Source organism: Streptomyces albireticuli (assembly GCF_021228125.1).
GTDB classification, from domain to species: Bacteria; Actinomycetota; Actinomycetes; order Streptomycetales; family Streptomycetaceae; genus Streptomyces; species Streptomyces albireticuli.
Map to the genome: position 1 here is coordinate 62,252 of NZ_JAJQQS010000007.1, position 26,907 is coordinate 89,158.

At 73.2% G+C, this 26,907-nt stretch carries 25 protein-coding genes; 16 read left to right on the forward strand and 9 right to left on the reverse strand.

What is annotated here, in order from left to right; translation table 11 throughout:
- The first annotated feature begins 73 nt into the window (after positions 1-73).
- Positions 74-1,267 carry an MFS transporter gene (locus tag LUZ64_RS15240; RefSeq protein ID WP_232390238.1) on the forward strand — a complete coding sequence of 398 codons (1,194 nt, stop codon included), beginning with the start codon at positions 74-76 and terminating at the stop codon, positions 1,265-1,267.
- Positions 1,268-1,456: 189 nt separating this feature from the next.
- Positions 1,457-1,840, forward strand: coding sequence for an ATP-binding protein (locus LUZ64_RS15245; protein WP_232390239.1), 384 nt, complete (start codon positions 1,457-1,459; stop codon positions 1,838-1,840).
- Positions 1,841-2,156: 316 nt separating this feature from the next.
- On the opposite strand, the gene LUZ64_RS15250 is transcribed toward LUZ64_RS15245, so the two are convergent.
- Positions 2,157-3,029: an RNA polymerase sigma factor SigF gene (locus tag LUZ64_RS15250; protein WP_232390263.1), complete on the reverse strand. Its 873-nt coding sequence runs from the start codon at positions 3,027-3,029 to the stop codon at positions 2,157-2,159.
- Between the two features lie 185 nt (positions 3,030-3,214).
- Between LUZ64_RS15250 and LUZ64_RS15255 the strand changes: the two genes are divergently transcribed.
- Complete coding sequence (locus LUZ64_RS15255) at positions 3,215-3,880, forward strand: HAD family acid phosphatase (RefSeq protein WP_095583434.1); 666 nt, start codon at positions 3,215-3,217, stop codon at positions 3,878-3,880.
- 138 nt (positions 3,881-4,018) lie between these two features.
- Here the strand turns inward: LUZ64_RS15255 and LUZ64_RS15260 are convergent, their stop codons facing one another.
- Positions 4,019-4,288 carry a GlsB/YeaQ/YmgE family stress response membrane protein gene (locus LUZ64_RS15260; protein ID WP_095583433.1) on the reverse strand — a complete coding sequence of 90 codons (270 nt, stop codon included), beginning with the start codon at positions 4,286-4,288 and terminating at the stop codon, positions 4,019-4,021.
- Between the two features lie 172 nt (positions 4,289-4,460).
- Here LUZ64_RS15260 and LUZ64_RS15265 point away from each other — a divergent pair, with 172 nt between their 5' ends.
- Together LUZ64_RS15265 and LUZ64_RS15270 are read left to right on the forward strand one after the other, a co-directional pair.
- A complete protein-coding gene (locus LUZ64_RS15265; protein WP_372472006.1) occupies positions 4,461-4,868 on the forward strand; it encodes an ArsR/SmtB family transcription factor in 408 nt (135 codons plus the stop codon).
- A complete protein-coding gene (locus tag LUZ64_RS15270; RefSeq protein ID WP_232390240.1) occupies positions 4,852-7,962 on the forward strand; it encodes an HAD-IC family P-type ATPase in 3,111 nt (1,036 codons plus the stop codon). The genes LUZ64_RS15265 and LUZ64_RS15270 overlap by 17 nt, the downstream gene beginning before the upstream one ends.
- 661 nt (positions 7,963-8,623) lie before the next feature.
- Here LUZ64_RS15270 and LUZ64_RS15275 read toward each other — a convergent pair.
- Together LUZ64_RS15275 and LUZ64_RS15280 are read right to left on the reverse strand one after the other, a co-directional pair.
- Complete coding sequence (locus tag LUZ64_RS15275; RefSeq protein WP_232390241.1) at positions 8,624-9,985, reverse strand: hypothetical protein; 1,362 nt, start codon at positions 9,983-9,985, stop codon at positions 8,624-8,626.
- A gap of 177 nt (positions 9,986-10,162) precedes the next feature.
- Positions 10,163-11,731, reverse strand: coding sequence for an LCP family protein (locus LUZ64_RS15280; protein ID WP_095581124.1), 1,569 nt, complete (start codon positions 11,729-11,731; stop codon positions 10,163-10,165).
- A 191-nt stretch (positions 11,732-11,922) separates the two neighbouring features.
- On the opposite strand from LUZ64_RS15280, the gene tatA reads away from it, so the two are divergent.
- From tatA to LUZ64_RS15295, 3 genes are all read left to right on the forward strand, one after another.
- Positions 11,923-12,183 (forward strand): Sec-independent protein translocase subunit TatA, encoded by a 261-nt coding sequence (tatA, locus tag LUZ64_RS15285; RefSeq protein WP_232390242.1) that lies wholly within the window; start codon positions 11,923-11,925, stop codon positions 12,181-12,183.
- A 94-nt stretch (positions 12,184-12,277) separates the two neighbouring features.
- A complete protein-coding gene (locus tag LUZ64_RS15290) occupies positions 12,278-13,657 on the forward strand; it encodes an alkaline phosphatase (RefSeq protein WP_095582572.1) in 1,380 nt (459 codons plus the stop codon).
- A gap of 214 nt (positions 13,658-13,871) precedes the next feature.
- Positions 13,872-14,810, forward strand: coding sequence for a beta-ketoacyl-ACP synthase III (locus tag LUZ64_RS15295; protein WP_095582573.1), 939 nt, complete (start codon positions 13,872-13,874; stop codon positions 14,808-14,810).
- A gap of 101 nt (positions 14,811-14,911) precedes the next feature.
- Here the strand turns inward: LUZ64_RS15295 and LUZ64_RS15300 are convergent, their stop codons facing one another.
- Positions 14,912-15,133 (reverse strand): hypothetical protein, encoded by a 222-nt coding sequence (locus LUZ64_RS15300; RefSeq protein ID WP_095582574.1) that lies wholly within the window; start codon positions 15,131-15,133, stop codon positions 14,912-14,914.
- A gap of 61 nt (positions 15,134-15,194) precedes the next feature.
- The gene (locus LUZ64_RS15305) at positions 15,195-16,106 is read right to left on the reverse strand and encodes a glutaminase (RefSeq protein WP_095582575.1); all 912 of its coding nucleotides are present in this window, start codon (positions 16,104-16,106) and stop codon (positions 15,195-15,197) included.
- 164 nt (positions 16,107-16,270) lie between these two features.
- On the opposite strand from LUZ64_RS15305, the gene LUZ64_RS15310 reads away from it, so the two are divergent.
- Positions 16,271-16,861, forward strand: coding sequence for an N-acetylmuramoyl-L-alanine amidase (locus LUZ64_RS15310; protein ID WP_095582576.1), 591 nt, complete (start codon positions 16,271-16,273; stop codon positions 16,859-16,861).
- Between the two features lie 22 nt (positions 16,862-16,883).
- Positions 16,884-17,849, forward strand: a complete 966-nt coding sequence (locus LUZ64_RS15315; RefSeq protein ID WP_095582577.1) for a 1-aminocyclopropane-1-carboxylate deaminase/D-cysteine desulfhydrase — start codon at positions 16,884-16,886, stop codon at positions 17,847-17,849.
- Between the two features lie 446 nt (positions 17,850-18,295).
- Here the strand turns inward: LUZ64_RS15315 and LUZ64_RS15320 are convergent, their stop codons facing one another.
- Complete coding sequence (locus tag LUZ64_RS15320) at positions 18,296-19,894, reverse strand: Na+/H+ antiporter (protein ID WP_095579472.1); 1,599 nt, start codon at positions 19,892-19,894, stop codon at positions 18,296-18,298.
- Between the two features lie 40 nt (positions 19,895-19,934).
- On the opposite strand from LUZ64_RS15320, the gene LUZ64_RS15325 reads away from it, so the two are divergent.
- The 4 genes from LUZ64_RS15325 to LUZ64_RS15340 all read left to right on the forward strand — a co-directional run bounded on the left by LUZ64_RS15325 (position 19,935) and on the right by LUZ64_RS15340 (position 22,384).
- Entirely contained in the window at positions 19,935-20,195 is a 261-nt protein-coding gene (locus LUZ64_RS15325; RefSeq protein WP_095579471.1) for a UBP-type zinc finger domain-containing protein, read from the forward strand.
- A 72-nt stretch (positions 20,196-20,267) separates the two neighbouring features.
- Entirely contained in the window at positions 20,268-20,813 is a 546-nt protein-coding gene (locus LUZ64_RS15330) for a GNAT family N-acetyltransferase (RefSeq protein WP_095579470.1), read from the forward strand.
- 208 nt (positions 20,814-21,021) lie between these two features.
- Positions 21,022-21,435 (forward strand): ATP-binding protein, encoded by a 414-nt coding sequence (locus LUZ64_RS15335; protein ID WP_030366270.1) that lies wholly within the window; start codon positions 21,022-21,024, stop codon positions 21,433-21,435.
- 40 nt (positions 21,436-21,475) lie between these two features.
- A complete protein-coding gene (locus LUZ64_RS15340; protein ID WP_095579469.1) occupies positions 21,476-22,384 on the forward strand; it encodes an RNA polymerase sigma factor SigF in 909 nt (302 codons plus the stop codon).
- Between the two features lie 261 nt (positions 22,385-22,645).
- Here the strand turns inward: LUZ64_RS15340 and LUZ64_RS15345 are convergent, their stop codons facing one another.
- The gene (locus LUZ64_RS15345) at positions 22,646-23,161 is read right to left on the reverse strand and encodes a hypothetical protein (RefSeq protein WP_095579468.1); all 516 of its coding nucleotides are present in this window, start codon (positions 23,159-23,161) and stop codon (positions 22,646-22,648) included.
- A 137-nt stretch (positions 23,162-23,298) separates the two neighbouring features.
- Between LUZ64_RS15345 and LUZ64_RS15350 the strand changes: the two genes are divergently transcribed.
- Together LUZ64_RS15350 and LUZ64_RS15355 are read left to right on the forward strand one after the other, a co-directional pair.
- Positions 23,299-24,267, forward strand: a complete 969-nt coding sequence (locus LUZ64_RS15350; protein WP_095579467.1) for a diacylglycerol/lipid kinase family protein — start codon at positions 23,299-23,301, stop codon at positions 24,265-24,267.
- Between the two features lie 321 nt (positions 24,268-24,588).
- Positions 24,589-24,846 (forward strand): WhiB family transcriptional regulator, encoded by a 258-nt coding sequence (locus LUZ64_RS15355; RefSeq protein ID WP_003953983.1) that lies wholly within the window; start codon positions 24,589-24,591, stop codon positions 24,844-24,846.
- A gap of 349 nt (positions 24,847-25,195) precedes the next feature.
- Here LUZ64_RS15355 and LUZ64_RS15360 read toward each other — a convergent pair whose 3' ends face one another.
- A complete protein-coding gene (locus LUZ64_RS15360) occupies positions 25,196-26,665 on the reverse strand; it encodes a sensor histidine kinase (RefSeq protein ID WP_095578665.1) in 1,470 nt (489 codons plus the stop codon).
- Positions 26,666-26,907 lie beyond the last annotated feature (242 nt).

Sequence of the window (26,907 nt, forward strand, 5' to 3'; positions counted from 1 at the left end):
GATGAATCTCCCTCATAGAAGGGTGAGGGTTCGGCCGTTGTTCCCGGGGGCGCGGCTCCGGAGGCTGGGGCGCATGGTGAACGTGCGACAGAAGACAAGGGTGGCGGGGGGCCGGCCCGCCGTGGTGGCGGTGGCGGCCGGAACGTTCTCGGTGGTGACGACCGAGATGCTGCCGGTGGGACTGCTCACGCCGATCGGGGAGGACCTGGGGGTCTCCGCCGGGACGGCGGGGCTGACGATGACGGTGCCCGGGCTGGTGGCGGCGGTGGCGGCCCCGGTGGTGACGCGCCTCGCGGGACGGCTGGACCGGCGCTGGGTGCTGGTGGGGCTGATGGGGCTGCTGACGGCGGCGAACCTGCTGTCGGCCGCCGCCACGGGCATCGGGGTGCTGGTGGCGCTGCGGGTCCTGGTGGGGGTGTGCATCGGTGGGGTCTGGGCGATCGCGGCCGGGCTGGCCGTCCGGCTCGTCCCCGAGCGGCAGGTGGGCCCGGCCACCTCCCTGATCTTCAGCGGGATAGCCGTGGCCTCGGTGCTCGGGGTACCCGCGGGCACGATGGCGGGCGCGGCGGGCGGCTGGCGGACGGCCTTCCTGTCGATGGGCGCGGTGGCGCTGGCGGTGACGGCGGCCCTCGCGGCGCTGCTGCCGCCGCTGCCGCCGCCGTCCCCGGAAGCGGCCGACCGCTCGGGGAGCGTCCTGGGCCCGCTGCGCGCCGCACCGGTACGGGTGGGGCTGCTGGTGGTCCTGCTGCTGGTGACGGGCCACTTCGCGGGCTACACGTTCGTACGCCCGCTCCTGGAACGGGTACCGGGGACGGACGCCGGGCTGATCGGCGGTCTCCTGGTCGCGTACGGCGTCGCGGGCGTGGCCGGAAACTTCCTCGCGGGCTACACGGTGGCGCGCCGACCGCGCACCACCCTCCTGCTGATCGCCGCCGCCCTGGCGGCCGTGATGCCCGCGCTGGCGGTCGCGGGCGGCGGGGCCGTAGGCGCCACGGTGCTCGTGATGCTGTGGGGACTGGCCTACGGCGGTGTGTCGGTGGCCACCCAGAACCGCCTGATGGCGGCGGCCCCGCCGGGGACGGGGGAAGGCGTCTCGGCGCTGTTCGTGTCGGTCTTCAACGTGGCGATCGCGCTGGGGGCGCTGGTGGGGGGACGAGTGGTGGACGCGAGCTCCCCGGCGGGGGCCGCGTGGACCGGCGGGGCGCTGGCACTGCTGGCGGTGTGCGCCGTCGGGGCGGGGCCGGGGGCCGCCGGTAGGGGGCGGTAGTGACGGGGGTGCGGTGGGGGTGCCGCTGCGCGGGGCTTTTTCCCCTACCCGCCCCTTCCCGGAACCGGGGGCTCCGCCCCCGGGCCCCCTTTCCGCGCTCCGCGCGGTGGCCTCAAACGCCGGCCGGGCTGGACATGGGACGGCGATCCTTGGGTATGCGGCCGGTGGAGAACGAGAAGGAGCCGCACGATGGTCGTCATCGAATCCCCTGACGGGGACGCTGCCGGTGCCCGCCACGCGACGGCGGAGTTCCTGGCCCGCCACTGCCCCTGGGCCGATCCCGATGCCGTGGTCCTGGTCGTGTCGGAGCTGGTCGCCAACGCCATCCGGCACACCGGTGGCTGGTGGCGGCTGTGCGTACGGGCCGTCCAGGGCCGTCTGGTGGTGGAGATCGCCGACGCCAGCCCGGAGCCGCCGACGCCGCGCGTCCCGGACCTGACCGGGGGCGGCGGACTGGGCTGGCACATGGTCGAGAAGCTGGCCACACAGCTGGAAGTGGTGCGGCAGGGCGACGGCCAGGGCAAGACGGTCCGGGCGACGTGGCTACGGCCGGCGCTGCCGCTCGCGGTTTGAGCAGCCTCAGCGACCCGCTCGCCCACGCCCCACTTCACTTTCACTTCGCCCGACCCGCTTCGGGGGCTCCGCAGCTGCCCCGGGACGGGCAGCGACCCCTCGCTCAGCGCTCCCCGACTCCGCTCGGCCTCAGCGTCCCGCGCCGGCAGCATTCAGCCCGGCCGGCGTTTGAGGCCACCGCGCGGAGCGCGGAAAAGGGGGTCCGGGGGCTTGCCCCCGGTTCCGGGAAGGGGCGGGGTTGGGGAAAAGCCCCGCGCAGCGGCACCCTCACCGCCGCCGCCCGCCCGGCCCCACCCCCACAAGCCCAGCGCCAGCGCTACCGCATCCCCAGCAACCCCACCCGCAGCCGCCCCAGAATCCGCGTCAGCAGCCGCGACACGTGCATCTGTGAGATGCCCAGCTCCGCGCCGATCTCCGACTGCGTCATCTCCCCGCCGAACCGCATCCGCAGGATCTGCCGGTCCCGGTCGTCGAGCTCGGCGACCAGGGGTTTGAGGGCGTGCAGGTTCTCCACGCCCTCCAGGGCGGGGTCGACGTCGCCGAGCCGGTCGGCGAAGCTGTTGCCGGCCTGGTCGGAGCCCTCGTCCACGGGCACGTCGATCGAGCCGGCGGTGTAGCCGTTGCTGGCCACGATGCCCTCGACGACCTCCTCGCGGCTCAGCCCGAGGTGCGCGGCGAGCTCGTCCGGGGTCGGCGAGTGGTCCAGTTCCTGGGAGAGCTCTCCGGTGGCCTTGGCCAGCTCGACGCGGAGCTCCTGGAGGCGCCGGGGCACGTGCACGGACCAGCTCGTGTCACGGAAGTGCCGCTTGATCTCACCGACGATGTACGGCACGGCGAAGGTGGTGAACTCCACCTCCCGCGAGAGGTCGAAGCGGTCGATCGCCTTGATCAGGCCGATCGTGCCGACCTGGATGATGTCCTCCATCTGGTCGCCCCGGCTGCGGAAGCGGGAGGCGGCGAAGCGCACCAGCGAGAGGTTGATCTCGATCAGGGTGTTGCGGGCGTACTGGTAGGCGTGGGTCCCCTCCTCCAGCTCGGTGAGCCGGTCGAAGAAGAGCCGCGACAGTTCGCGGGCGTCCCGTGGCGCCACCGTGGTCGCGTCCTCGATGTACGGCAGCCCCCCGACCGATGCCTCGAACCGCTGCGAGGCAGCCGTCTGACGCTCCGTCGCAACCGTGGATGCCGTGATGGTCACGTCGTCCTCCCCAGATCCGTTGGTGACGTCCGGCCGCCTACCCGGTGACCTGGCGGGCATGCCTGCGGTTTTCGCCGCGCACGGGGAAGGCACGCGGAAACGGAAGCGCGTGACAGCCGTCGCCGACCGGTCACCAGGACTTTCCGAGCCGGTCATCGACGGGCGTGAGCATGCCATTCATGACCGCGACGATCTCCCGAACCACCGCCCGCCGCACCGCTGCGGCCCTGGCCACGACCGCTCTGGCGATGGGTGCGACCACCCTCGGCGCGAGCACCGCGAACGCGGTCGGCACCCCGGCGCCCGCATCGGCCGAGAGCGCCGCACGGACATCCGGAACCGCCGGGCTGAAGGGTGTCGACTACGCGGCCTGGCAGCGTGAGGTGAAGTCCGTCATCGACGGGGCACGGCCGTACGTCACGGAGCGCACCGCGAACGCGCGGCGGGAGAAGCAAGCCGTCGTCCTCGACATCGACAACAGCTCCCTGGAGACGGATTTCCACTGGTCGTACCCGACCCCGGCGATCGAACCGGTCCTGGAGCTGACGCGGTACGCGCACGCCCGGGGCGCCGCCGTCTTCTTCGTCACCGCGCGGCCGGGCCTGCTCGAGGCGCCGACCGAGTACAACCTCCGGCGGGTCGGCTATCCGGTCAGCGGCCTGTACGTACGTCACCTCCCCGACCTCTTCCGGGACGTGAGCACGTACAAGACCGCCAAGCGGGCGGAGATCGAGGCCCAGGGCTACAAGATCATCGCCAATATCGGCAACAACACCACGGATCTGGCCGGCGGGCACGCCGAGCGGACCTTCAAGCTGCCGGACTACGACGGCAAGCTCTCCTGATCGAGGCCTGGCCGAGGCCTAGCCGAGGCCTGACCGAGGCCTGACCCCGGTCTGCCTTGGGTCTGCCTTCGGCCCGACTTCGGTCCGACTTCGGTCTGCCTTCGGTCCGGCCACGACCCGGGCCGCGCCCCGCCTCTCTCAGCGGCCCCGCCTCGACTTCGCGCGATCGAGCCAGGCCACACCCAGGGCCGCCAGACCGATCTGGATCAGCCACTTGATCCAGTCGATCCCCTTGGTGTCGCCCACGCCCAGCGCGTGGGCGAGGAGCGCGCCCACGAGGGCGGCGACGATGCCCACCCCGATCGTCAGCAGCACACCGATGTGCTGGCGCCCCGGCACCACCAGGCGCCCCAGCACGCCGATGATCAGGCCGATGACTATCGCACTGAAAATTCCCGAGATTTCCACGACGCCCCCTATCGAGCCCTTTCCGGCCCATCCGGCCCGTTTCCTCTGGTGACATCTGCCCAGCCGACGGGCGGCGCATGTCTGGCTTCCGGCGCTCGCGGCCGTCGCCCCGCGCCGTGCCTAGACTGGTCGTGCCGGGCACAGGACGCCCGACAGGGACGGGAGAGCGACAGTGGCCGCAGGTGTCGGGAGCGTCGAGGGCTTCCCAGGGGGCGTGGGCGGGGAATGCGACGATCCCTCGGCCGAGGTGCTCTCCGAGGCCGCCGCCGCGTTCGGACTGCTCGCCTCCTCGGCCCGGCTGCACCTGGTCTGGGCGCTGGCCCAGGGCGAGAGCGATGTCAGCGGGCTGGCCGAGCGGGTGGGCGGTGCCCTGCCCGCGATCAGCCAGCACCTGGCGAAGCTGAAGCTGGCCGGGCTGGTGCGGTCGCGGCGCGAGGGGCGCCGCGTGGTCTATCTCGTCGACGACCCCGACGTCGTCACGATCGTCCGGCTGATGGTCGGCCAGCTCGCCGACCGCAAGGCCGGTGCCGGTGCCGTCGCCGGCACCCACGCCGGGCGCCTCCGTGGGCTGGGCGCCTGACGGCGCGGGCGCGGCCGGCACCACCCTGGAGGCCCTGCGCGCGCTGGGCAGCGGACCGCGCGGGCTCGTCGAACAGCAGGCCGAGGAGCGGCTCGCCGCGCACGGCGAGAACGTCTTCCCCGGCCGCCGCCCCGCGTCCTGGCCGCGCCGGCTCGCCCGTAGCCTCCGCGACCCCTTCACCGCCGTCCTGCTCGGCCTGGGCCTGGTCTCGGCGGCGGTGGCGTCGTGGGGCACGGCCTGTGTGATCGCGGTGCTCGTCGCGGTCAGCTGCGTCCTGCGCGCCACCGGCGAACACCGCGCCGACCACGCCGCGGCCACGCTGCGCGACCTGATCGCCGCCACGGCCACGGTCCGCAGGCGCGCGACCGCGGCCTCGCCGCCGCGCGCCCGCGAACTGCCGGTGGACCAGCTCGTACCGGGTGACGTGGTCCTCCTCGCCCCCGGCGACGTCGTCCCGGCGGACCTGCGACTGCTCCGCGCGACGGGCCTGACCCTGCACGAAGCCGCTCTGACGGGCGAATCGGCACCGGTGGAGAAGCGGGTGCCCGCGGCGGGCGGAGCGGTCGCGCACGCGCCGGGCCGCCCCGCCGTGGTCGCGGCCCCGCCGCGTCTTCCGGCCGACCAGGAACGGTCACCCGGCGCGGCGCACCACCCCGGCCCGCGGCCGGCGGCCACCCCCGACCGGCCCGGCGCTCCCGCCGCCCGCACCCCCCTCACCCGCCCCGACCTCTGCCTCCAAGGCAGCAGCGTCGTCTCCGGCAGCGGCGTCGGGGTCGTGATCGCCACCGGCGCGGACACCGTGCTCTCCGGGGCGCTGCCGCGCGGCCCGGAACGGCGGCCGCGCCCGATCCGTCCGTTCGACCGGTCGGTGAACGGCATCGCCTGGACGCTCGTACGGTTCATGCTGCTCACCGCCCCGGTCGTGCTGATCGCGGGTGCGCTGCTGCGCGGGCGCGGGATGGAGACCCTGCCGTTCGCCGTCGCGGTGGCGGTCGGGCTGACGCCCGAGATGCTGCCGGTCGTGGTCACCACCGCGCTGGCGCGCGGCGCCGCGCTGCTCGCGCGCGGCGGCGAGGTCGTCGTCCGGCGCCTCCCCGCGCTGCACGACCTCGGCGCCGTCGACGTACTGTGCGTGGACAAGACGGGCACGCTCACCCAGGACCGCCCCGTCGTGGCCCGCTCCGTCGACACCGACGGCCGGGACGACCCTGCCGTACTGCGCTGGGCCGCCGTGAACGCCCTGTGGACGCTCCACCTCGCGGAGCTGCCCGCGCCGGACGCCCTGGACGAGGCGATCCTCGACGCCGACGAGGCGGCTGCGGCCTCGGGGGCGTACGGGACGGAACTGGACGAAGAGACCGGACCGGACGGCGGGACGGAGCCGGGCTCCGGGACGATGCCGGACGGCGGGACGGAGGCGTACGAGCGGAACGGCGCCCGCCCCGCCGGCCTCCCGGGGCTCACCGCGTCCCCGACCAGCGGAACCACCGACGGGACCGCCGACGGGACCGCCCCCGCCGGAGGCGCCACCGCGTGGAACCGCGCCCGCGCCGCCGACGCCCCGGGGCACGCCACGTCCCCGACCGCCGGAACCACCGACGGGACCGCCGACGAGACCACCTACGAGTCCACCCGCGCCGGTGGCGCCACCGCGCCGCCCGACCCGTCGGACACCCCCGCCCGGCACCTCCGCGCCGTCCCCTCCTCCCCGGCCTCCCCGGCCTCCCCTTTCGACGAACTCGAAGGCGTCGCCGCCCTCCCCTACGGCCCCGGCCGCCGCGTCGCCACCGCGGTCGTGGCCGGAGGGCGCGTCCACACCCTCGTCGTCAAGGGCGCCCCCGAGGACGTACTGGAGCGTTGCGCCCTCGACGACGAGGATCGCGCCCGGCTCGCCCGCCGCGCGGACGGGCTGGCGGCGGACGGGCTGCGGGTGCTGGCCGTGGCCGTCGCCGAGCGGCCCGCTCGGGCCCGCCCGTACACCCCGGCCGACGAGCGCGGCCTGACGCTCCTCGGCTTCGTCGGGCTGCGCGACGCCCTCGCGCCCACCGCCGCCGACGCGCTCACGGCGCTCTCCCGGCGCGGCGTCACCGTCAAGGTCCTCACCGGCGACCACCCGGGCACGGCCGCCCGCGCCTGCCGGGAGCTGGGGCTGAAGCCCGGCGAAGTCGTCACCGGCGACCGGATCGACGCCCTGACCGGGCCGGAGCTGGCCGGCCTGGCCTCCCGGAGCACGGTCTTCGCGCGCTGCGCGCCCGAGCACAAGGCGCGGATCGTCGAGGCCCTGCGGGCGGCGGGGCACACCACGGGGTTCCTCGGCGACGGGGTCAACGACCTGGCCGCGCTGCGCTCCGCCGATGTCGGGATCTGTCCCCGCGACGGCGTGGACGTGGCGCGGGAGGCCGCCGACGTGGTGCTCGCGTCGAAGGACCTGACCGCTCTGGACCGGGCGATCGTCACCGGCCGGCGCAGCACCGGCAACATCGCCGCCTACCTGCGGATCACGCTCTCGTCCAACCTCGGCAACGTCATCGCGATGCTGGCGGCCGGGCTGATGCTGCCGTTCCTGCCGATGCTGCCCGCACAGGTGCTCGTGCAGAACCTGTGCTTCGACGCCGCCCAGCTCGCCCTCGCCTTCGACCGCCCGGGGCCGGACGCCCACCGGCGGCCGGCGGTGCTGCGGCCCCGCGCCCTGCTGCGCTTCATGACCGGCTTCGGGCTGCTCAACGCCGTCGCGGACCTCGCCACGTTCGGGGTGCTGGCGCTGGCCCTGCGGTCGATGGGCGAGGAGGAGGGGCAGGCGGCGTTCCACGCCGGGTGGTTCACGGAGAACCTGCTGACGCAGGCGCTGGTGATGCTGCTGCTGCGGTCGGGGCGGCGCGCCGCGGAGGGCCGGGTGCCCGGCCCGATCCGGATCGCGACGTCGGCGCTGGCGGTGGTGGGCCTGCTGCTGCCGCTGTCCCCGCTGGGCCCGGTCCTGGGCATGTCGGCGCTGCCGCCGCTGTACTACGGGCTGATGGCGGTCGTGCTCGCGCTGTACGGGGTGGGGCTCGCGGCGGCGCGGAAGCGCTTCGCGGCGCCGCCCGCCGAGCTCTGACCCAGCACCGACCGCCGGCCTCTGGCCCCGGCACCGCCCCCGTCTGTGCCCCGGCCCCAGACTCGAGCTCGGGCTCGGGCTCACTCCTGTCTCCGGTCCCTGGTTCGGCCCGGCCCTGGGCTTGGGCCCAGACTCGAGCTCGGGCCCAGACTCGGGCTCAGGCTCGGGCTCAGGCTCGGGCTCGGGCTCGGGCTCGGACTCGGGCTCGGACTCGGGCTCGGACTCGGACTCAGGCTCGGACTCAGGCTCGGACTCAGGCTCGGGCCCAGACTCGGGCTCAGGCTCGGACTCAGGCTCGGGCTCGCTCCTGTCTCCGGTCCCTGGGTCGGCCCGGCCCTCGGGCTCCGGGCTCGGCCTCCGGCTCGGACCCGCTCCTGTCTCCGGTTCCGAATTCGGCCCTGCCCCGGCCCCGGGCTCGGCCCCGGCTCGGGCTCGGGGCTCGGCCCCGGCCCCGCGCCCCCCGGACCCGCGTTCGCCCCCTGCCCCGACCCCGGGCCGGCCCCGGCCACCCTGCCCCTGCCCCTGCCCCTGCCCCGGACCGCGAACACGAACGCCGACCAGGCTGAAGATCAGCCCGGCCGGCGTCGCGGTCGTCATCAGGATCGGGATCGGGATCGGGATCGGGATCGGAAATCCGAAGGGAGGAAGCCCCCCCCCGCCCTCACCAGTCGCCGCCTCCGAACCCTCCGCCCCCGCCGTCGCCGAACCCTCCGCCGTCTCCCCAGCCGCCCCCGCCGAAGTCGTCCGTGTTGAAGTCCGACCCCGTGTAGTCCCCGCCCTCCGGGCCGCCCGCCTCGGGCGAGGCCGCGTAGGCCGGGCCGGTGAGCATGCCGCCCAGCATCGTGCCCACGAGCAGGCCGGGCAGCAGCCCGCCGCCGAAGTAGCCGCCGGCCCAGGGGGCGTAGGCGGGCCCGGCGTTCCAGTACGGCTGCGGGCCGTCCGGGGTCGTCACCGTGCGGGACGCCGGCTCCTCGCCGGCGGCCACCTTGGCGGCGTCGGCCGCGCACGCCGGTACGGTCCGGACCGCCGCGCCCGGGGGCGCCCATTCCACGTCCCGGACGGACGGGCCGTGCCGCGGGTCGAAGAAGCACGGCACGCGGCGCTCGGGCAGCGGGGCCCCGGTGCGGCGGGCGGCGAGGGTGGCCAGGGCGAAACGGCCCTTGTCGAGCGTTTCGGTCACGGCCGTCACATCGGCCGGCACCTTCGCCGCGGCCATCTTGGCCTTGGCCTCCTCATAGGCGTCGAGCGCCGTCTCGTAGTCCTTCCGCATGACGTCGTCGGCGCCGGCCTCGGAGGGGGAGAAGTCGAGCCGGTCGAGCTCCTCGCCGAAGGCGGTGATGTCCTCGTCGACGACGACGCGGAGGGCGTCGAGCTCGGCGCGCTCGCGCTCCTCCCGGCGCTTGCGGTTGCGCCGGTAGAGGGCGTACGCGCCCGCGCCGCCCGCGACGACGATCGCGCCACCGGTGATCAGGCCGGTCGCCGAGACCCCGGAGTCCGAGTCGCCCCAGGAGCTGGGCTCACGGCCCTTGGCCTGCCGGTCGGCCTGCTCGACGAAGCTGTTGAGCTGCGTCTTCGCGTCGCCGCCGGACCGCTGCACGGAGCCGGTGAGGTTCCGCACGGCGGCCACCGGCATCACCTTGCGGTCGGCGTGGGCGTTGAACTCGGTGCCGCGGTGGATGACGTAAACACCGGCGATCCCGACCTTGGTACGCAGGTCCTGGAAGACCGTCGCCTTGGGGTAGTCGTCGGTGGCGGGCAGGACGGCCACGAAGACCGGCTTCCCGGCGTCCCTGATCTTCTTCGCCAACGCCTCGGCGTCGGCGGCCGGAAGCTGGGCGGCGGCCCGGGGGTCGACGTAGACGGGTCCCTTCTTGAGCACTTCGGCCGCGGCGTCGAGGCCGGTGGCGGTGGTGCTGGGGTCGGCGTGTGCGGCGGGGGCGGTGAACGCCGCGCCGGCCAACGCGATCAGGGCGGCGATCAGGACCAGCAGCGGCCTGGGCAGCGCCCGGTGGGTGGCGGACATGGCGTCGCTCCTCGGAAAGGGACTGCGCGGCACGGGGCCGCGCGGCAGACGGCTGCTCGACGAACGGATCAACGGACTCTCACTCTGCGCTTACCACGAAAACGGATCAATCAGGCACGGTGTTCCCCTGCCCGGCCGGGGCGTGCCCATGTCCCCCGGCCGTACGGCGGCACGCGCTCAGCCGTACGAGAGGTCGGCGCAGGGGTCGTCGTCCGCCGACCGGGCCTGTTCCTTCGGCTCCGGGGAGGAGGCGCCGGACGGGGCGGCGGAGGACTCCGCGCCCGGAGCGGACCCTGGAGCGGCCCCCGGGCCGGCACCCGGGCCGGCATCAGGGCCGGACGACGAGGAGGAGGACGCGGCGGCGTAGTCCCGCCCGAGGGTGACGGAGATGCCGTCCGCCGCGTCGCCCCGGACGTACGCGCCCGGGAACATCCGGGTGAGGGCCCGGGCGCGGCCCGCCTGGCCGGGGCCGAAGGTGATCACGGTGGTCGCCTGGTCGCGATCGGTCGCCGTGCTGGTGCCCGTCACGGTGAAGCCGCGCTCCTGGAGGGCCGCGGCGGCGCGGGCGGCGAGGCCGGTGACGGTGGTGCCGTTGGCGACGGAGATCCGCGTCCCGTCGCCCTTGACCGGCGCGGCGGCGTCCGCCTGGGCGGCCCCGCCACCGGTGCCGCCACCGGCCCCGCCCGTACCACCACCGGAGCCGCTCCCCTTCCCTGTCGCGTCCTGGCCGTCGATGGTGCGGTCGGCCTTGAGGGAGGCCCACAGCGCGTCGGCGTCGGGCTGGACGATGTCGACGCGGTCCCCGGCGTAACGCCAGGGGACGGTGATGAACTTGATGTCGTGCAGATCGATGTGTTTGAGGGACATCGCGAAGGAGAGCAGCTTGTCGGCCGTGCCGAGGCCGGGGTCGACCGTCATCGACTTGGTGGCCGCGTCGGCCAGCGGCAGCAGGGTCGTCGGGTTGAAGCCCTGCGACCGCACCTTCTTGATCATGCTGGCGACGAACGCCTGCTGCCGCCGGATGCGGCCGATGTCGGAGCCGTCGCCGATGCCGTGGCGCACACGCACATAGTCCAGCGCCTTCTGGCCCGAGACGTTCTGCTGCCCCTTGCGGAAGAGGAGGTCGCCACGGGCGCCGAGGTGGGGGTTGAGGTCGCCCGCGTAGACGTCCTTGGGCACGCACACCTGGACGCCGCCGACGGCGGAGGTCATCGCGGAGAAGCCCTCGAAGTCGACGACGACCGTGTGGTCCACCCGCAGCCCGGTGAGCTTCTCGACGGTGTTCTGGGTGCAGGCCGGGTTGCCCTTGGCCGACTCCCCGACGGAGAAGGCGGAATTGAACATCGCCCGGGTGCGCGGGGCCGTCCAGGTGCCGTCGGGCAGCCGGCAGGGCGGGATGTCCACGAGGGTGTCGCGGGGGATGGAGACGCCGACGGCGTGCTTGCGGTCGCCGTAGACGTGCAGCAGGAGCGCGGTGTCCGAGCGGCCCACGTCCCCCTCGCCGCCGCCCAGCCCGCTGTTCCCGCCGGAGCGCGAGTCCGAGCCGATGACCAGGACGTTCTGCCCGGCGGCACCGGCGCCGGGGCGGTCGTCGGAAAGGCCGTCCGCGTCAAAGGTGCTGATGTTGCCGTTGAGCTTGAGGTAGACCCAGCCGGCCCCGGTGGTCAGCAGCACCAGCAACGCCAGCACGACGACGGCCGGGATCCGCATCCGCCCGGATCCGCGCTTCCCTCGGGTGCCAGTCATCTACGAGCCCTCATCCACTCCCCCGGTGCTACCCGGCGCTCCCCCGGCACGTGCCCTGTCGTCCGGATAGACGGCCGGGAGGCCACTTTGGTTGTCCAGTTGCGCAATCTGGCAAGTATGGTGAACGGGTACCCCGCCACCGTCCGGCGTCACCACCCGGCACCGCTGAACCGAAGAGAGGTGCGGCCCCCATGCTGCGCAACGCCCTGGAGCCCTGGCACATCCTCGTGGTCGTACTCGTCCTGGTCGTCCTGTTCGGGTCCAAGAAACTGCCGGACACCGCCCGGTCGCTGGGCAAGTCGATGCGCATCCTCAAGAGCGAGGCCAAGGCGCTGAAGACGGACGACGCCACGGCGACGGTCACCACCCCGGCGACCGCGGCCCCCGCCACGACCCCCGCCGCGCCCTCTCCCGCGCCCTCTCCCGCGCCCCCCGCCGACAGCCCGCGGTGACCTCAGCGTCACCTGGACGTCCCCCGCGGTACACCCTCCCCTGGTGAGCTTCGTGCGGCCGGGCATCCCGCCCGGGCTCTGAGGAGGAAACACCATGGGTTCTCGTCCGTACCGGCGCCGTCTCGCCTGGGGTGCCGCCGCGCTGCTCGCCGCCGGGGTCGCGGTACCGGCCGCGTACGCCGCGTCGGACTCGGGCGACGCGTCCGGCCAGGGGGCGCCCGCCGCGCTGAGCGCGGGCCACGGCGCCAAGAAGGCCAAGAACGTCATCCTGCTCATCGGTGACGGCATGGGCGACTCGGAGATCACCCTGGCCCGTGACTACACCGTGGGCGCGGCGGGCCGCCTGAACATGGACAAGTTCCCGCTCACCGGCTCGTACACCACGTACTCCGTCGACAAGAACGGCAAGCCGGACTACGTGACCGACTCCGCCGCCAGCGGCACCGGCTGGGCGACCGGGCAGAAGACCGTCAACGGCCGGATATCCAAGACGCCGGGCACCGACAAGCCGATGACGACGATCCTGGAGCTGGCCCAGCGCAACGGCCTGGCGACCGGCAGCGTCACCACCGCCGAGCTCACCGACGCCACCCCGGCCGTGCTCGCCTCGCACGCCACCGACCGCAGCTGCGCGGGCCCGGCCGACATGAAGGCGTGCCCGTCCGACACGGTCGCCAAGGGCGGCCCGGGCTCGATCGCCGAGCAGAGCGTGAACCACAAGGTCGACGTCCTGCTGGGCGGCGGCAAGGCGCGCTTCGACCAGAAGATCACCGAGGGCCGGTTCAAGGGCGGCACCGTCACCCAGCAGGCCGAGAAGCTCGGCTACCAGGTGGTGACCGATGACAAGGGCCTGAAGAACGCCCGGCCCGGCAAGCCCGTCCTCGGCCTCTTCGCCGACGGCAACGTCCCCGTCGAGTGGACGGGCAAGGCCGCCGCGCAGGGCGGCACCGAACCGCAGCGCTGTGTGACGAGCAACCCGGAGCGCAAGGCGGGCACGCCGAGCCTGGACGACCAGACCCGCAAGGCCCTCCAGCTGCTGGAGGCCAAGCAGAAGGGGTCCGGAAAGGGATTCTTCCTCCAGGTCGAGGGCGCCTCGATCGACAAGCGCGACCACGCCGCCGACCCCTGCGGTCAGATCGGCGAGACCGCGGCCCTGGACCGGGCGGTGAAGGTGGCCCGCGCGTACGCCGCCGCCCACCCCGACACGCTCGTGATCACCACCGCCGACCACGCCCACACCAGCCAGATCGTCCCGCTGGAGGCGACCCCGCCCGGTCTGTCCTCGACCCTTGTGACGAACGAGGGCGGGCGGCTGAAGGTGAACTACTCCACCAACACCCCGGGCAAGGCGCAGGAGCACACCGGCACCCAGGTGCGCATCGCGGCGCAGGGCCCGCAGGCGGAGCGGGTCCTCGGCGTCACCGACCAGACGCAGCTCTTCACCACCATCCGCTCGGCGCTCACCCTGCGCTGAGTCCGGGCCGGGAGCGTCCCGGACCACGGCCCGAGGGGGGGCCGCGGGAGGAGCTGAGAAGGAGGGGCCCGGCCGCGCAGGACGGCCGGGCCCTGAGGTTTGTGCCAGTTATCGGGCCTGAACATTGGCGGATCACATACCCCGTACGAACCGAGTACCGTCGAGACTGTTGGTTCCCGTACCAGCTTGCCCGCCCGCGCAGGAGGAACCGCCGATGACCGGGTCCCGCGTACTCGCCCTCGGCCATTACCAGCCCGCCAGAGTGCTGACCAACGACGAGCTGGCCGCCATGGTGGACACCAGCGACGAGTGGATCCGCTCCCGCGTCGGCATCCGCACGCGCCGTATCGCCGAGCCGGACGAGACGGTCGCCTCGATGGCCGCCGAGGCCGCCGGCAAGGCCCTCGCCAACAGCGGCCTCGCGGCGGACGCCATCGACCTCGTCCTCGTCGCCACCTGCACGGCCGACGACCGCAGCCCGAACACGGCCGCGCGGGTCGCCGCCGCGCTGGGGCTGGGCGCGCCCGCCACGATGGACGTCAACGTCGTCTGCTCCGGCTTCACCCACGCGCTGGCCTCCGCCGACCACGCCATCCGGGCCGGTGCCGCGAGGAACGCGCTGGTCATCGGCGTGGAGAAGTTCACCTCGGTCGCCGACTGGACCGACCGCACCACCTGTGTCCTGGTGGGCGACGGCGCGGGCGCCGCCGTGGTCACGGCCTCGGACGAGCCGGGCATCGGCCCGGTCGTGTGGGGCTCGGTGCCCGGTATGGGCCACGCCGTCCGGATCGAGGGCAGCCCGTCCCGCTTCGCCCAGGAGGGCCAGTCCGTCTACCGCTGGGCCACGACCCAGCTCCCGCCGATCGCCCGCCAGGTCTGCGAGCGGGCCGGGGTCGAGCCGGAGGAGCTGGCGGCGGTCGTCCTGCACCAGGCGAACCTGCGGATCATCGAGCCGGTGGCGCGCAAGCTGGGGGCGGTCAACGCGATCGTCGCGACGGACGTGACGGAGTCGGGCAACACGTCGGCGGCGAGCATCCCGCTGGCGCTGTCGAAGCTGGTCGCCCGCGGGGAGGTCCCGCACGGCGCGCCGGTGCTGCTGTTCGGCTTCGGTGGCAACCTGTCGTACGCGGGCCAGGTCATCCGCTGCCCGTAGGGGGCCGACGGGTGCCCGGAGGTACGAGGGGGGCCAGCCCCGCCACGCGGCGGAGCCGCACATCGGATACAGCGGGAAGGGGCGGGGCCGGGGAAACCCGCCTACGGCGACTCCCGCAGGTACAACGCCCCGCACGAGTGACAGATCGGCACCCCGCCCTTCCCCCAGTCGTCCGCGGAGCGCGTCGCCGCCGCGGGCGAAAGCTCCCGCCCGCACATCCCGGTCGTCCCGGCCTCTCGGACGACGTGCCACGTCTTGACGACCGCGTCCGCGTCCTCCGGCGAGAACCCGTCCGCGTACTCCGCGCGAAGCTCGTGCTCCATGAGGCACCTCCTCGTCCACGATGGGGGACGGCGCGGTACCGCGCCACCGCACGGGGAGCGGTCAGAACACCGACCAGCCCGTCAGCGTCGTGAAGTGGTCCAGGGCGGCCACGCCCGCCACCGAGTTCCCCCGGGTGTCCAGGCCGGGGCTCCACACGCACAGCGTGCAGCGGCCCGGTATGACGGCGACGATGCCGCCGCCCACACCGCTCTTGCCCGGCAGGCCGACCCGGTAGGCGAAGTCGCCGGCGGCGTCGTACGTACCGCAGGTGAGCATGACCGCGTTGATCTGCTTGGCCTCGCGGCGCGGGAGCAGGCGGGTGCCGTCGGCGCGCAGGCCGTGGCGGGCCAGGAAGCCGCCGGCCAGGGCCAGGTCGCGGCAGCTCATCTCGATGGAGCACTGCCAGAAGTAGTGCTCCAGGACCGTGGGGACGGGGTTGTCGAGATTGCCGTAGCTGGCCATGAAGTGGGCCAGGGCGGCGTTGCGGTCGCCGTGCTCGGTCTCGGAGGCCGCGACGGCCGGGTCGAAGGAGACGTCCGGGTTGCCGCTCTCCGCGCGCAGGAACTCCAGCATGGTGGTGCTGGCGTCGCCGGTCAGGGTCTGGAGCCGGTCGGTGACGACGAGGGCGCCCGCGTTGATGAAGGGGTTGCGGGGGATGCCGTTCTCGTATTCGAGTTGCACCAGGGAGTTGAAGGGATTTCCGGACGGTTCTGTCCCGACCCGCTCCCAGATCCTCCCGCCCCCTTCCGCGAGGACGAGCGCGAGGCTGAACGCCTTGGAGATCGACTGCACGGAGAACGGGTGTTCCCAGTCGCCCACGCCGTACACCCCGCCGTCGATGTCGACGACGGCCATCCCGAAGCGGCCCGTGTCCACCCCGGCCAGGGCGGGGATGTAATCGGCCACCTGGCCACGGCCCACCAGCGGGCGCGCGAACGCGGCGACCTCTTCGAGAACGGCCTGGTAGTCCACTGTCCGAGTCTCGCGCTTCCGTGTCGACGATGGGATTTTCGGCCGGAGGCCGGATCGGCTCGCACGATATCCGAACGCCCGGCCCACCTGCGAACTTTTGGGTAGAAGGGGGTCATTCGGCTTACGCGTCCGGCGTACGTCATACGCATTGCAAGGAGGGCGGCATGGCCCCACCCATGTCCGCGAACGAGTTCCTCGCCGCGCTCAGACGCGAGGGCGCCACCGTCGTCGAGGTCGACGGATGGCGTCGCCACAACCGGGCGGGCCACGGCGCCTGGGGCCCGGTGAACGGCGTCATGATCCACCACACGGCCTCCTCGGGCACCGACAGCAGCGTCCGCCTCTGCTGGAACGGCTACGACCGGCTGCCCGGCCCGCTCTGCCACGGGGTGATCGCCAAGGACGGCAGGATCCACCTCGTGGGCTGCGGGCGGACCAACCACGCGGGCGCGGGCGACGGCGACGTCCTCCGGGCGGTGATCGCCGAGAAGCGGCTGCCACCGGTCCGCTGGGCGGACACCGACGGCAACGTCCACTTCTACGGCTTCGAGTGCGTCAACCTCGGCAACGGCGAGGACCCGTGGCCGGCCGAACAGCTGCTGGCCGCCGAGCAGGTCGCGGCCGCGATCTGCCGCTTCCACGGCTGGACCGAACGGTCCGTGATCGGCCATCTCGAATGGCGGCCGGGGAAGAGCGACCCGGTCGGCTTCTCCATGGAACGGCTGCGTGAGCGGATCCGCGAGCGTCTCAAGTGACATCTCAAGTGACAATGGGCGGATGACCAGCGACCTCCCCGCCGAGCGCGAGCCCGGCGCCGCCGGGCTCGCCGCGCTGCGGCCGCGGCTGCCGTCCCCGCTCGTGGAGCTGCCGGACGAGCGCTTCGCACGGCGCGGCGTACGGCTGCTGCTCAAGCGGGACGACCTGATACACCCGGACCTGCCGGGCAACAAATGGCGCAAGCTGGCGCCGAACCTGCGGGCCGCCGCCGCGTCCGGCCACAGCACGCTGCTGACCTTCGGCGGCGCGTACTCCAACCACCTGCGGGCCACCGCCGCCGCGGGCCGGCTGCTCGGCTTCGCGACGGTCGGCGTCGTCCGTGGCGACGAGCTGGCGGACCGGCCGCTCAACCCCTCGCTGGCGCGCTGCGCGGCGGACGGCATGCGGCTGCTCTTCGTCAGCCGCGCGGCCTACCGGCGCAAGACGGAGCCGGAGGTGCTGGCCGCCCTGCTCGCGGAGGCCGGCGGGCCCTGCTACGTCGTGCCCGAGGGCGGGTCCAACGCCGCCGCCGCGCGGGGCTGCGCGGAGCTCGGCCTCGAACTGCGCGGGATGGCGGACGTGGTGGGGGTGGCCTGCGGCACCGGCGGCACGCTCGCCGGACTCGCGGCCGGCCTCGGCGAGGGCCAGCGGGCGATCGGCTTCCCCGTCCTCAAGGGCGGCTTCCTGGGCCGGGAGATCGAACGCCTCCAGACCGAGGCGTTCGGCGGCCGGCGCGGCGACTGGCGGCTGGACGAGCGCTTCCACGCCGGCGGCTACGCCCGGACCACCCCCGAGCTGGACGCCTTCGCGGACGACTTCACGGCCCGGCACGGGTTGCCGCTGGAACGGCTGTACGTGGCGAAGGCGCTGCACGGCCTGACGACGCTGGCGGAGGCGGGGGAGTTCGCGCGGGGGACGACCGTGGCGGCGGTGGTGACGGGGGCGGCGGATCCGGCGGAGACGGCGGAGACGGCGGAGACGGCATAGACCGCGCGGCGGCATAGACAGCGGGGCGGCATAGACAGCGGGGCGGACGCCTGCGGCAGGCTCTGCCCCCACCCCTCCCCTTCCCGCTGCGTCCGATGTGCGGCTCCGCCGCGTGGCGGGGGCAAGCCCCCGGGCCCCCTTCCGCGCTGACGCGCGGTGTCCTCAAACGCCGGACGGGCTGGATTTCGCTCCTGCCCGAGGGCGGCTTTCCCGTGTGCCAGAGGCTGCTCACCCGGATCAGAGGTGGTCTTCCTGCCCGGTTCCGGGCAACCATTCAGCCCGTCCGGGGGCACCTCCCAGCGGTAGCTGGGGGAGTTTGAGGACCGGGGTCCGGGGCGGAGCCCCGGTTCGGGAAGGGGCGGGTAGGGGACAAAGCCCCGCGCAGCGGCACCCGCACCCGCATCCCACCCGCACAGGCACAGGCACCCGCACCGGCACCCGCCCCCTCACTCCTCCTCCCGATACGCCGCCGCCTCCTCCAGATCCAGCCGCCGCAACAACGTCCGCAACATCTCGTCATCGATCCGCCGGGCATCCCGCAGCGACACGAACACCTCCCGCTCCGCCCCGATCATCTCCCTCGCCAGCCGCCGGTACGTGTCGTCCGCGGACTCCCCCGTCGTCTCGTCGACCGCTCCGAGCCGCTCCCACACCGCGTTGCGGCGCCGTTCCATGACCGCGCGGAGGCGGTCGGCGAGGGGCTCCGGGAGGGAGGCGCTCCCGTCGGCGAGGAGTTCGTCGAGGCGGCGCTCGGCCGCGACGGACGCCTCGCTCTGGGCCTGCGCCTCGGCGAGGGTCTCGGCACCCCGGTCACGGGCGGGCAGCCGCAGCCGGCGGATCAGCGGCGGCAGAGTGAGCCCCTGGACGACCAGCGTGCCGATCACGGTGCTGAAGGTGAGGAAGAGGACCAGGTTGCGCGAGGGGAACGGCTCGCCGCTGTGCGTGGTGACGGGGATGGAGAAGGCGATGGCGAGCGAGACGACACCGCGCATGCCGGCCCAGCCGACGACGAACACGCCCTGCCACGTCGTGTCGGTCTCCCGCTCCCGGATTCGCGGCGAGAGGGCGCGCGGCAGGAAAGTCGCGGGATAGACCCAGACGAAGCGGGCGGCCACGACGGCGGCGAAGATCGCGGTGGCGTACCAGAGGGCGGTCTCCCCCAGCCCGTACTGGCCCAGGCCCCGCAGCACCACGGGCAGTTGCAGGCCGATGAGCGCGAAGACTGCGGATTCCAGGACGAAGGCCACCATCCGCCACACGGCCGCCTCCTGGAGCCGGGTGGCGAAGTCGACCTGCCAGGCGTGGTGCCCGAGGAAGAGGCCGACGACCACGACGGCGAGCACGCCGGACGCCTCGACCTCCTCGGCGGCGGCGTAGGCGAGGAAGGGGATGAGGAGCGAGAGGGTGTTCTGGAGGAGCGGCTCGCGCAGCCGCTTGCGCAGCCAGTGGATGGGCACCATGAGGATCAGTCCGACGGCGATCCCGCCGACCGAGGCGACCGCGAACTCCCGCAGGCCCTCGCCCCAGGTCGCGCCCTCGCCCACGGCCGCGGCGAGCGCGACCTTGAAGGCGGTGATGGCGGTCGCGTCGTTCACCAGCGACTCGCCCTGGAGGATCGTGGTGATCCGGGAGGGCAGCCCGAGGCGGCGCGCGATGGCCGTGGCGGCGACCGCGTCCGGCGGGGCGACGACGGCGCCGAGCACGAGCGCGGCGGTCAGCGGCAGGCCGGGCACCACCAGATAGGCGACATAGCCGACGGCGAGCGTCGCGAAGAGGACGTAGCCGACGGAGAGCAGGGCGACGGGCCGGAGGTTGGCCCGGAGGTCGAGGTACGAGCTGTCGAGCGCGGCGGTGTGCAGCAGGGGCGGCAGCAGCAGCGGGAGCACGATGCCCGGGTCGAGGGTGTAGTCCGGCACGCCCGGCACATAGGAGGCGACGAGCCCGGCGGCGACCAGCATCAGGGGCGCGGGCACGGGGGTGCGCCGCGCCGCGCCGGCGATCGCCGCACTGGCCGCGACCAGCATCAGCAGTGGCATTACGTCCATGGGTCCCCGCCGGTCTCGGTTCAGTTCTAATCTGGCAATCATGAGCGAATGCCCCCACGTTCCCGAGCTGCCGCGCCCCGAGCCGGTGGCGCTGCACGCCACCTGCCCCGAGTGCGAGGCGGCGGGCAGCCACCCGGTCCAGCTGCGGCTGTGCCTGGAGTGCGGGCACGTCGGGTGCTGCGACTCCTCGCCCTTCCGGCACGCCACGGGGCACTTCGAGGAGTCGGGGCACGCGGTGATGCGCAGCTACGAGCCGGGGCAGAGCTGGCGCTGGTGCTACGTGGACCGGCGCATCGTCTGACCGGCCGCCCGGCGGCGGGGGTGGCCCCTCGGCCGCCGGGGTACTGTCACCGGTGACCGCTAGCATGCAGACATGATCCGACCCGCCACGCCCGACGACGTCCCCGAGATCCATACGATGATCCGCGAACTGGCGGACTACGAACGGGCGCTGGAAGACGTGCGGACGACCGAGGAGCAGCTGCGCGAAGCACTGTTCGGCGAGCACCCGGCGATCTTCGCCCTGATAGCGGAGAGTGACGGATCCGCCGGTGACGGCGGTGCGGCGGCGGGCGAACCGCTCGGCTTCGCGCTCTGGTTCCGCAACTTCTCCACCTGGACGGGTACGCACGGTATCTATCTGGAAGACCTCTACGTCCGGCCGCGGGCCCGCGGCACGGGGCTCGGCAAGGCGCTCCTCGCCGAGCTCGCCAAGATCTGCGTCGACCGGGGCTACCGGCGTTTCGAATGGTCAGTGCTGGACTGGAACGCCCCCTCGATCGCGTTCTACAAGTCGCTCGGCGCCGAGCCGATGAACGAATGGACGGTGCAACGGATGTCCGGAGAACCGCTCCGCACTCTTGCGGCGCTCGCGCAGAGTGACGAAAATCCCAACAGGGCGACCGCTCTTTCGAATTGAGACCGCAAGCCCCTAGGCACTGTCCGTGCTCATGGGTTTACCATGAGTGACAGTGGCGGTGCTGCTCCACGGAACCTCGGATCGCGATAGCGTCGCAGCCGAACCATGTGCCGCACCGGACCGCGCCGCCCTCCGCCGGAGGGCACCCAGAAGCACGGTGCCGGTGCTCGTAACAGCTCAAGAAGCTTGTGCCACCTTGGAGGTGAGGGTGTCCCCAATCGCAGGCGAGCCCGGGACCCAGGACTTCGTGGAAGTCCGGCTGCCCGCTGCGGGTGCCTACCTGTCGGTGCTGCGGACGGCGACTGCCGGCCTCGCGGCCCGCTTGGACTTCACCCTCGACGAGATCGAGGACTTGCGCATCGCCGTGGACGAGGCGTGCGCGATCCTTCTGCAACAGGCCGTGCCCGGCTCCGTACTCAGCTGCGTCTTCCGCCTGGTGGGCGACGCGCTCCGGGTGACCGTCTCGGCACCCACCACGGACGGCCGCGCACCCGAGCGCGACACCTTCGCCTGGACGGTGCTCTCCGCCCTGGCCGGTGAGGTCGACTCGACCGTCGCGGACGACCGCACGGTCAGCATCAGCCTGCACAAGAAGCGCGGCGCCGGCCCCGGACAGCCGTGACGGAAGAGGGGGCTCCGTGAGTACTGCATCGTCGCGGGGAGTGCGTACCCCGGCCATCCCGCAGCAGCCTGCCCGGCCGCGCCCGGAGGATCCGGGTGATCCGGTGAACCCGGAGCCGGGCGAGGCGAGCGACCCACCAGAGCGGGCGGACCACATGGATCAGCACCAACAACAGTGGCACCAGCACCCCCATGCGAACGACCGCAGTGGTGCCCGGGCCCTGTTCATCGAGCTGCGGACGCTTCCGGACGGCTCGCCCGAGCGCGCCGAGCTGCGCAACCACCTGGTGCGGATGCACCTGCCCCTGGTGGAGCACCTCGCGCGCCGCTTCCGCAACCGCGGCGAGCCGCTGGACGACCTCACCCAGGTCGCCACCATCGGCCTGATCAAATCGGTGGACCGGTTCGACCCGGACCGCGGCGTGGAATTCTCCACCTACGCCACGCCGACGGTGGTCGGCGAGATCAAGCGGCACTTCCGCGACAAGGGCTGGGCGGTGCGGGTGCCGCGCCGCCTCCAGGAGCTGCGGCTGGCGCTCACCACCGCCACCGCCGAGCTCTCCCAGCGGCACGGCCGGGCGCCCACCGTCCACGAGCTGGCCGAACAGCTGGGGATCTCGGAGGAGGAGGTCCTGGAGGGCCTGGAGTCCGCCAACGCCTACAGCACCCTGTCCCTGGACGTCCCGGACACGGACGACGAGTCCCCCGCCGTCGCCGACACCCTCGGCGCCGAGGACGAGGCGCTGGAGGGCGTGGAGTACCGCGAGTCCCTCAAGCCCCTGCTGGAGGACCTCCCGCCGCGCGAGAAGAAGATCCTGCTGCTCCGCTTCTTCGGCAATATGACCCAGTCGCAGATCGCCCAGGAGGTCGGCATCTCCCAGATGCACGTCTCCCGGCTGCTCGCCCGCACCCTCGCCCAGCTGCGGGACCGGCTGCTCATCGAGGAGTGACCGCGGGGGTGCCTCCCGCGGGCCGCGTCCCCGGCCTCTCGGCGCCGGAGCGTCCCGCGACGCCACGCGTCGCGGGTCGGCTCCGCGCACGGCCCCGGCTCGCACGGCGTGTGCCGCGGGGGCTCGCACGACATGTGCCGCGGACCGGCCCGTCATGGACGCGTGCTCACGGGCGCGCCTACGCCGGGGCGGGTTTCCCCTGAGCCCGCCCGTCACCGGGCTCGGGTCGCACGGACCCGCCCCCGGCGGGTGTCCCGCGGGTCAGACGTCGCGCGCGGTGATGCCGAGCGCCTCCGTGGCCGTCGGGTTCACCACCAGCGCCAGGGTGCCCATGGCCACCAGCGCGAGCGCCACGCCCGCCGTGATCATCAGCGCGCCGCCGGCGTTGGCCAGCGTCCAGGCGACCGGCAGCGCCATGATCTGGGTGACCATCGCGGGTCCGCGGCTCCAGCGCCGCCGCAGCCACAGCCCGCGCGCCGCCACCAGCGGCAGCACGGCCAGGGCCAGCACGGTCAGGCCGCCCATCTCGGCCTGCTGCGGGCTGTCCGGCTTCCCCAGCAGCCCCATCACCAGCAGATAGATGCCGGATGCGACCAGCGCCACACCTTCCAGGCCGGAAAGCGCCGCCGCGGCCGTGAGCCGGGTGGGGCGCGGGCCTTCCGGCCCGGCCTGCGGGGCACGCGCGCCCTGGCCCGCGGGGCGGCCGGTGCCTGCGCCGGCACCCTTCCGGGCGGCGCTCTTACGGGGGGTCTTCGACGCGGACTGCTTGCTGCTCACCCCAGCAGGGTAGCCGCAGGGGGAACGCCGGGGACCGGGCGCGCGGGGCCCGGAGGGCATCGGCGGGGCCCGGGGACGGCGGCGGGAAGGCGGGCCTGGGATGGGTCGTGTACCGACAGGTAGGTAGGCTGGCGCGCATGCGTGCGCTTCTCGTGGTCAATCCTTCGGCCACCACCACCAGTGCCCGTACCCGTGATGTCCTGGCGCACGCCCTCGCCAGCGACCTGAAGCTGGAGGTCGCCACCACCGAGTACCGGGGCCATGCCCGGGACATCGCCCGGCGGGCGGCGGAGGACGGCAACACCGAGCTCGTGGTCGCGCTCGGCGGGGACGGCACCGTCAACGAGGTCGTCAACGGCCTGCTGCACGCCGGCCCCGATCCGGAGGGCCTGCCCCGGCTGGCCGTGGTTCCCGGCGGTTCCACCAATGTCTTCGCCCGCGCCCTGGGGCTGCCCAACGATGTGGTGGAGGCCACGGGCGCGCTGCTCGACGCGCTGCGCGACGGCACCGAGCGCACGGTCGGCCTCGGGCTCGCCGCCGGTACGCCCGGCACGGAGGACGAGGGCGTTCCGTCCCGCTGGTTCACGTTCTGCGCGGGCTTCGGATTCGACGCGAGCGTGATCGGCCGGGTGGAGCAGCAGCGGGAGCGCGGCAAGCGTTCGACGCACGCTCTGTATGTGCGACAGGTGATGCGCCAATTCTTCAAGGAATCGCACCGCCGTAACGGCCCGATCACGCTCGAACGACCGGGCGACGAGCCACTCGAGAATCTCGTCATGTCGATAATCTGCAACACCGCGCCGTGGACGTACCTGGGCAACCGCCCGGTCTACGCCTCGCCGCAGGCGTCCTTCGACACCGCCCTTGACGTGCTGGGATTCACCAAGCTGTCCACGGCGACGGCGAGCCGGCACGTCACCCAGCTGTTGACGTCGACCCCCGAGCGCGGACCCCGTGGAAAGCATGTGGTGTCGCTCCACGACCAGACTGCCTTCACCTTGCATTCGCAGGTTCCTTTGCCCTTCCAGATGGACGGCGACCACCTCGGACTGCGTACGAGCGTGACGTTCACAGGCGTACGCCGTGCACTGCGTGTGATTGTGTGAGTGGTAGGGCCTAAAGTCCTTCCACTCGAACGTTTAGACTGGGTTGCACCCCCTGGAAGTACGGCTGTGACCTAGCCGACACCGAGGAATCAAAAAAAACTTTCCAGAAGGGGTTGTATCCGCAGCCGAGGTTTGCGAGTCTCTTCATGGCGATCGGGACGGCCGCCTATCCGGCCCACCGACTCAGCCCGAACCCCCTCCCTTTTTCTTGGACCACACCAGTTTTCTGACTGGGCGTCGGCCCTTCCCTTGCGGGGGGATTCGTGAAAGCGTTCACATTCACAAGCAACGTAGCCGCAATAACGAGGAGATGGAGCAGCCATGGACTGGCGTCACAACGCCGTTTGCCGCGAGGAAGACCCCGAGCTCTTCTTCCCCATCGGCAACACCGGTCCTGCGCTGCTGCAGATCGAGGAAGCCAAGGCCGTCTGCCGTCGCTGCCCCGTGATGGAGCAGTGCCTGCAGTGGGCGCTCGAGTCCGGCCAGGACTCCGGCGTCTGGGGTGGCCTCAGCGAGGACGAGCGCCGCGCCATGAAGCGCCGCGCCGCTCGCAACCGGGCGCGCAACGCCAGCGCCTGATCGACGCCCCTCGGCCCCCGAGCCGCAGCGCGCAGTACCCCGGACGCGCTCCCAGGTCACACTGGGTTGTGCCCCATACATGCTTTGAGCCCCGGATCCGCATGGGTCCGGGGCTCAGTGCGTTCGGGTGCGCCTGCGGCGGGCTTGTTCCCCAGCCCCGCCCCTTCCCGAACCGGGGGGGCAAGCCCCCGGGCCCCCTTTCCGCGCTACCGCGCGGTGCCCTCAAGCGCCGGGCGGGCTGAATGGTTGCCCGGCGCTTGAGGACCGGGGTCCGGGGCGGAGCCCCGGTTCGGGAAGGGGCGGGGTGGGGAAAAGCCCCGCGCAGCGGCACCCCGCCCCCGCCCGAACCTCACCCCTTCTCCGCCCGCACCGGGATGTCCAGCACCACCCGGGTCCCCCGGCCGACCGCCGGCACCATGTCGAACGACCCGCCCATCTCCCCCTCCACCAGCGTCCGGACGATCTGAAGCCCCAGATTGCCCGCCCGCTGCGGATCGAACCCCTCCGGCAGACCGCGCCCGTCGTCCTGCACGGAGATCAGCAGCCGGGAGTCGGCCCGGGTGCCGCTGCGCATGGCGGTGACCTCGACCGTGCCCTGCTCCCCCGGGCCGAAGCCGTGCTCCATGGCGTTCTGGAGCAGCTCGGTCAGGACCATCGACAGCGGCGTCGCCACCTCGGCGTCCAGAATGCCGAAGCGGCCCGTGCGCCGGCCGACCACCCGGCCGGGTGAGATCTCGGCGACCATGGCGAGCACCCGGTCGGCGATCTCGTCGAATTCGACCCTCTCGTCCAGATTCTGCGAGAGCGTCTCATGGACGATCGCGATCGAGCCCACCCGGCGGACCGCCTCCTCCAGTGCCTCCCGGCCCTCGGCCGAACCGATCCTGCGGGCCTGGAGGCGCAGCAGGGCGGCTACTGTCTGGAGGTTGTTCTTCACCCTGTGGTGAATCTCCCTGATCGTGGCGTCCTTGGTGATCAACTCTCGCTCTCGACGGCGCAGTTCGGTGACGTCGCGCAGCAGTACGAGCGAACCGATGTGGTTTCCCTTGGGTTTGAGGGGAATCGCCCGGAGCTGGATCACCCCGTCACTGGCCTCGACCTCGAACTCCCGGGGCGCCCAGCCGCTGGCGAGCTTGGCCAGCGACTCGTCCACGGGGCCGCGCGAGGGCGCCAACTGAGCGGTGGTCTCGCCCAGATGATGCCCGACGAGGTCGGCGGCGAGCCCGAGGCGGTGATAGGCGGAGAGGGCGTTGGGGCTGGCGTACTGGACGATGCCGTCCGCGTCGAGCCTGATCAGACCGTCGCCGGCGCGCGGCGACGCGTCCATGTCGACTTGTTGACCGGGGAACGGGAAGGCGCCGTTGGCGATCATCTGGGCGAGGTCGGAGGCGCTCTGCAGGTAGGTGAGCTCCAGCCGGCTCGGTGTCCGGACGGTCAGCAGATTGGTGTTGCGGGCGATCACGCCGAGCACCCGGCCCTCGCGGCGCACGGGGATCGACTCCACCCTGACCGGGACCTCCTCCCGCCACTCGGGGTCGCCCTCCCGGACGATCCGGCCCTCGTCGAGGGCGGCGTCGAGCATCGGCCGGCGGCCGCGCGGCACGAGGTGGCCGACCATGTCGTCCTGGTAGGACGTCGGGCCCGTGTTCGGACGCATCTGGGCGACCGAGACATAGCGGGTGCCGTCGAGGGTGGGCACCCACAGGACGAGGTCGGCGAAGGACAGGTCGGAGAGCAGCTGCCACTCCGAGACCAGCAGGTGCAGCCACTCCAGGTCGGAGTCGCCCAGGGCGGTGTGCTGGCGTACGAGGTCGTTCATGGAGGGCACGCTGTGAGCCTACCCGTGGCCGACACACGGGCGGCGGCGGCGTTTCGTCCACCTGCCGGCCGCACGGGCATGGACAGAGCCAAATGGTCTAGTCCACAATGAAAGAGCAAAGCGCCCGCCTTCCCCGCACAGGAGGGCGGAGCGGGGCCCGGCGCTCTCTGCCCTGATCGCGCCCGGCCCCAGGTCGGCCTCTCCGGCCGCGGGGTCCGCACACCCCACGGTCCCGGCAGGCC

What these genes read in the sequence shown, in the direction of transcription:
- LUZ64_RS15310 (WP_095582576.1), top strand. Translation starts at nt 16,271, where the DNA reads ATGGCCCCACCCATGTCCGCGAACGAGTTCCTCGCCGCGCTCAGACGC.
- LUZ64_RS15275 (WP_232390241.1), bottom strand. Translation starts at nt 9,985, where the DNA reads ATGTCCGCCACCCACCGGGCGCTGCCCAGGCCGCTGCTGGTCCTGATC.
- LUZ64_RS15320 (WP_095579472.1), bottom strand. Translation starts at nt 19,894, where the DNA reads ATGGACGTAATGCCACTGCTGATGCTGGTCGCGGCCAGTGCGGCGATC.
- LUZ64_RS15240 (WP_232390238.1), top strand. Translation starts at nt 74, where the DNA reads ATGGTGAACGTGCGACAGAAGACAAGGGTGGCGGGGGGCCGGCCCGCC.
- LUZ64_RS15350 (WP_095579467.1), top strand. Translation starts at nt 23,299, where the DNA reads ATGCGTGCGCTTCTCGTGGTCAATCCTTCGGCCACCACCACCAGTGCC.
- LUZ64_RS15280 (WP_095581124.1), bottom strand. Translation starts at nt 11,731, where the DNA reads ATGACTGGCACCCGAGGGAAGCGCGGATCCGGGCGGATGCGGATCCCG.
- LUZ64_RS15330 (WP_095579470.1), top strand. Translation starts at nt 20,268, where the DNA reads ATGATCCGACCCGCCACGCCCGACGACGTCCCCGAGATCCATACGATG.
- LUZ64_RS15360 (WP_095578665.1), bottom strand. Translation starts at nt 26,665, where the DNA reads ATGAACGACCTCGTACGCCAGCACACCGCCCTGGGCGACTCCGACCTG.
- LUZ64_RS15315 (WP_095582577.1), top strand. Translation starts at nt 16,884, where the DNA reads ATGACCAGCGACCTCCCCGCCGAGCGCGAGCCCGGCGCCGCCGGGCTC.
- LUZ64_RS15295 (WP_095582573.1), top strand. Translation starts at nt 13,872, where the DNA reads ATGACCGGGTCCCGCGTACTCGCCCTCGGCCATTACCAGCCCGCCAGA.
- tatA (WP_232390242.1), top strand. Translation starts at nt 11,923, where the DNA reads ATGCTGCGCAACGCCCTGGAGCCCTGGCACATCCTCGTGGTCGTACTC.
- LUZ64_RS15255 (WP_095583434.1), top strand. Translation starts at nt 3,215, where the DNA reads ATGACCGCGACGATCTCCCGAACCACCGCCCGCCGCACCGCTGCGGCC.
- LUZ64_RS15290 (WP_095582572.1), top strand. Translation starts at nt 12,278, where the DNA reads ATGGGTTCTCGTCCGTACCGGCGCCGTCTCGCCTGGGGTGCCGCCGCG.
- LUZ64_RS15245 (WP_232390239.1), top strand. Translation starts at nt 1,457, where the DNA reads ATGGTCGTCATCGAATCCCCTGACGGGGACGCTGCCGGTGCCCGCCAC.
- LUZ64_RS15325 (WP_095579471.1), top strand. Translation starts at nt 19,935, where the DNA reads ATGAGCGAATGCCCCCACGTTCCCGAGCTGCCGCGCCCCGAGCCGGTG.
- LUZ64_RS15355 (WP_003953983.1), top strand. Translation starts at nt 24,589, where the DNA reads ATGGACTGGCGTCACAACGCCGTTTGCCGCGAGGAAGACCCCGAGCTC.
- LUZ64_RS15300 (WP_095582574.1), bottom strand. Translation starts at nt 15,133, where the DNA reads ATGGAGCACGAGCTTCGCGCGGAGTACGCGGACGGGTTCTCGCCGGAG.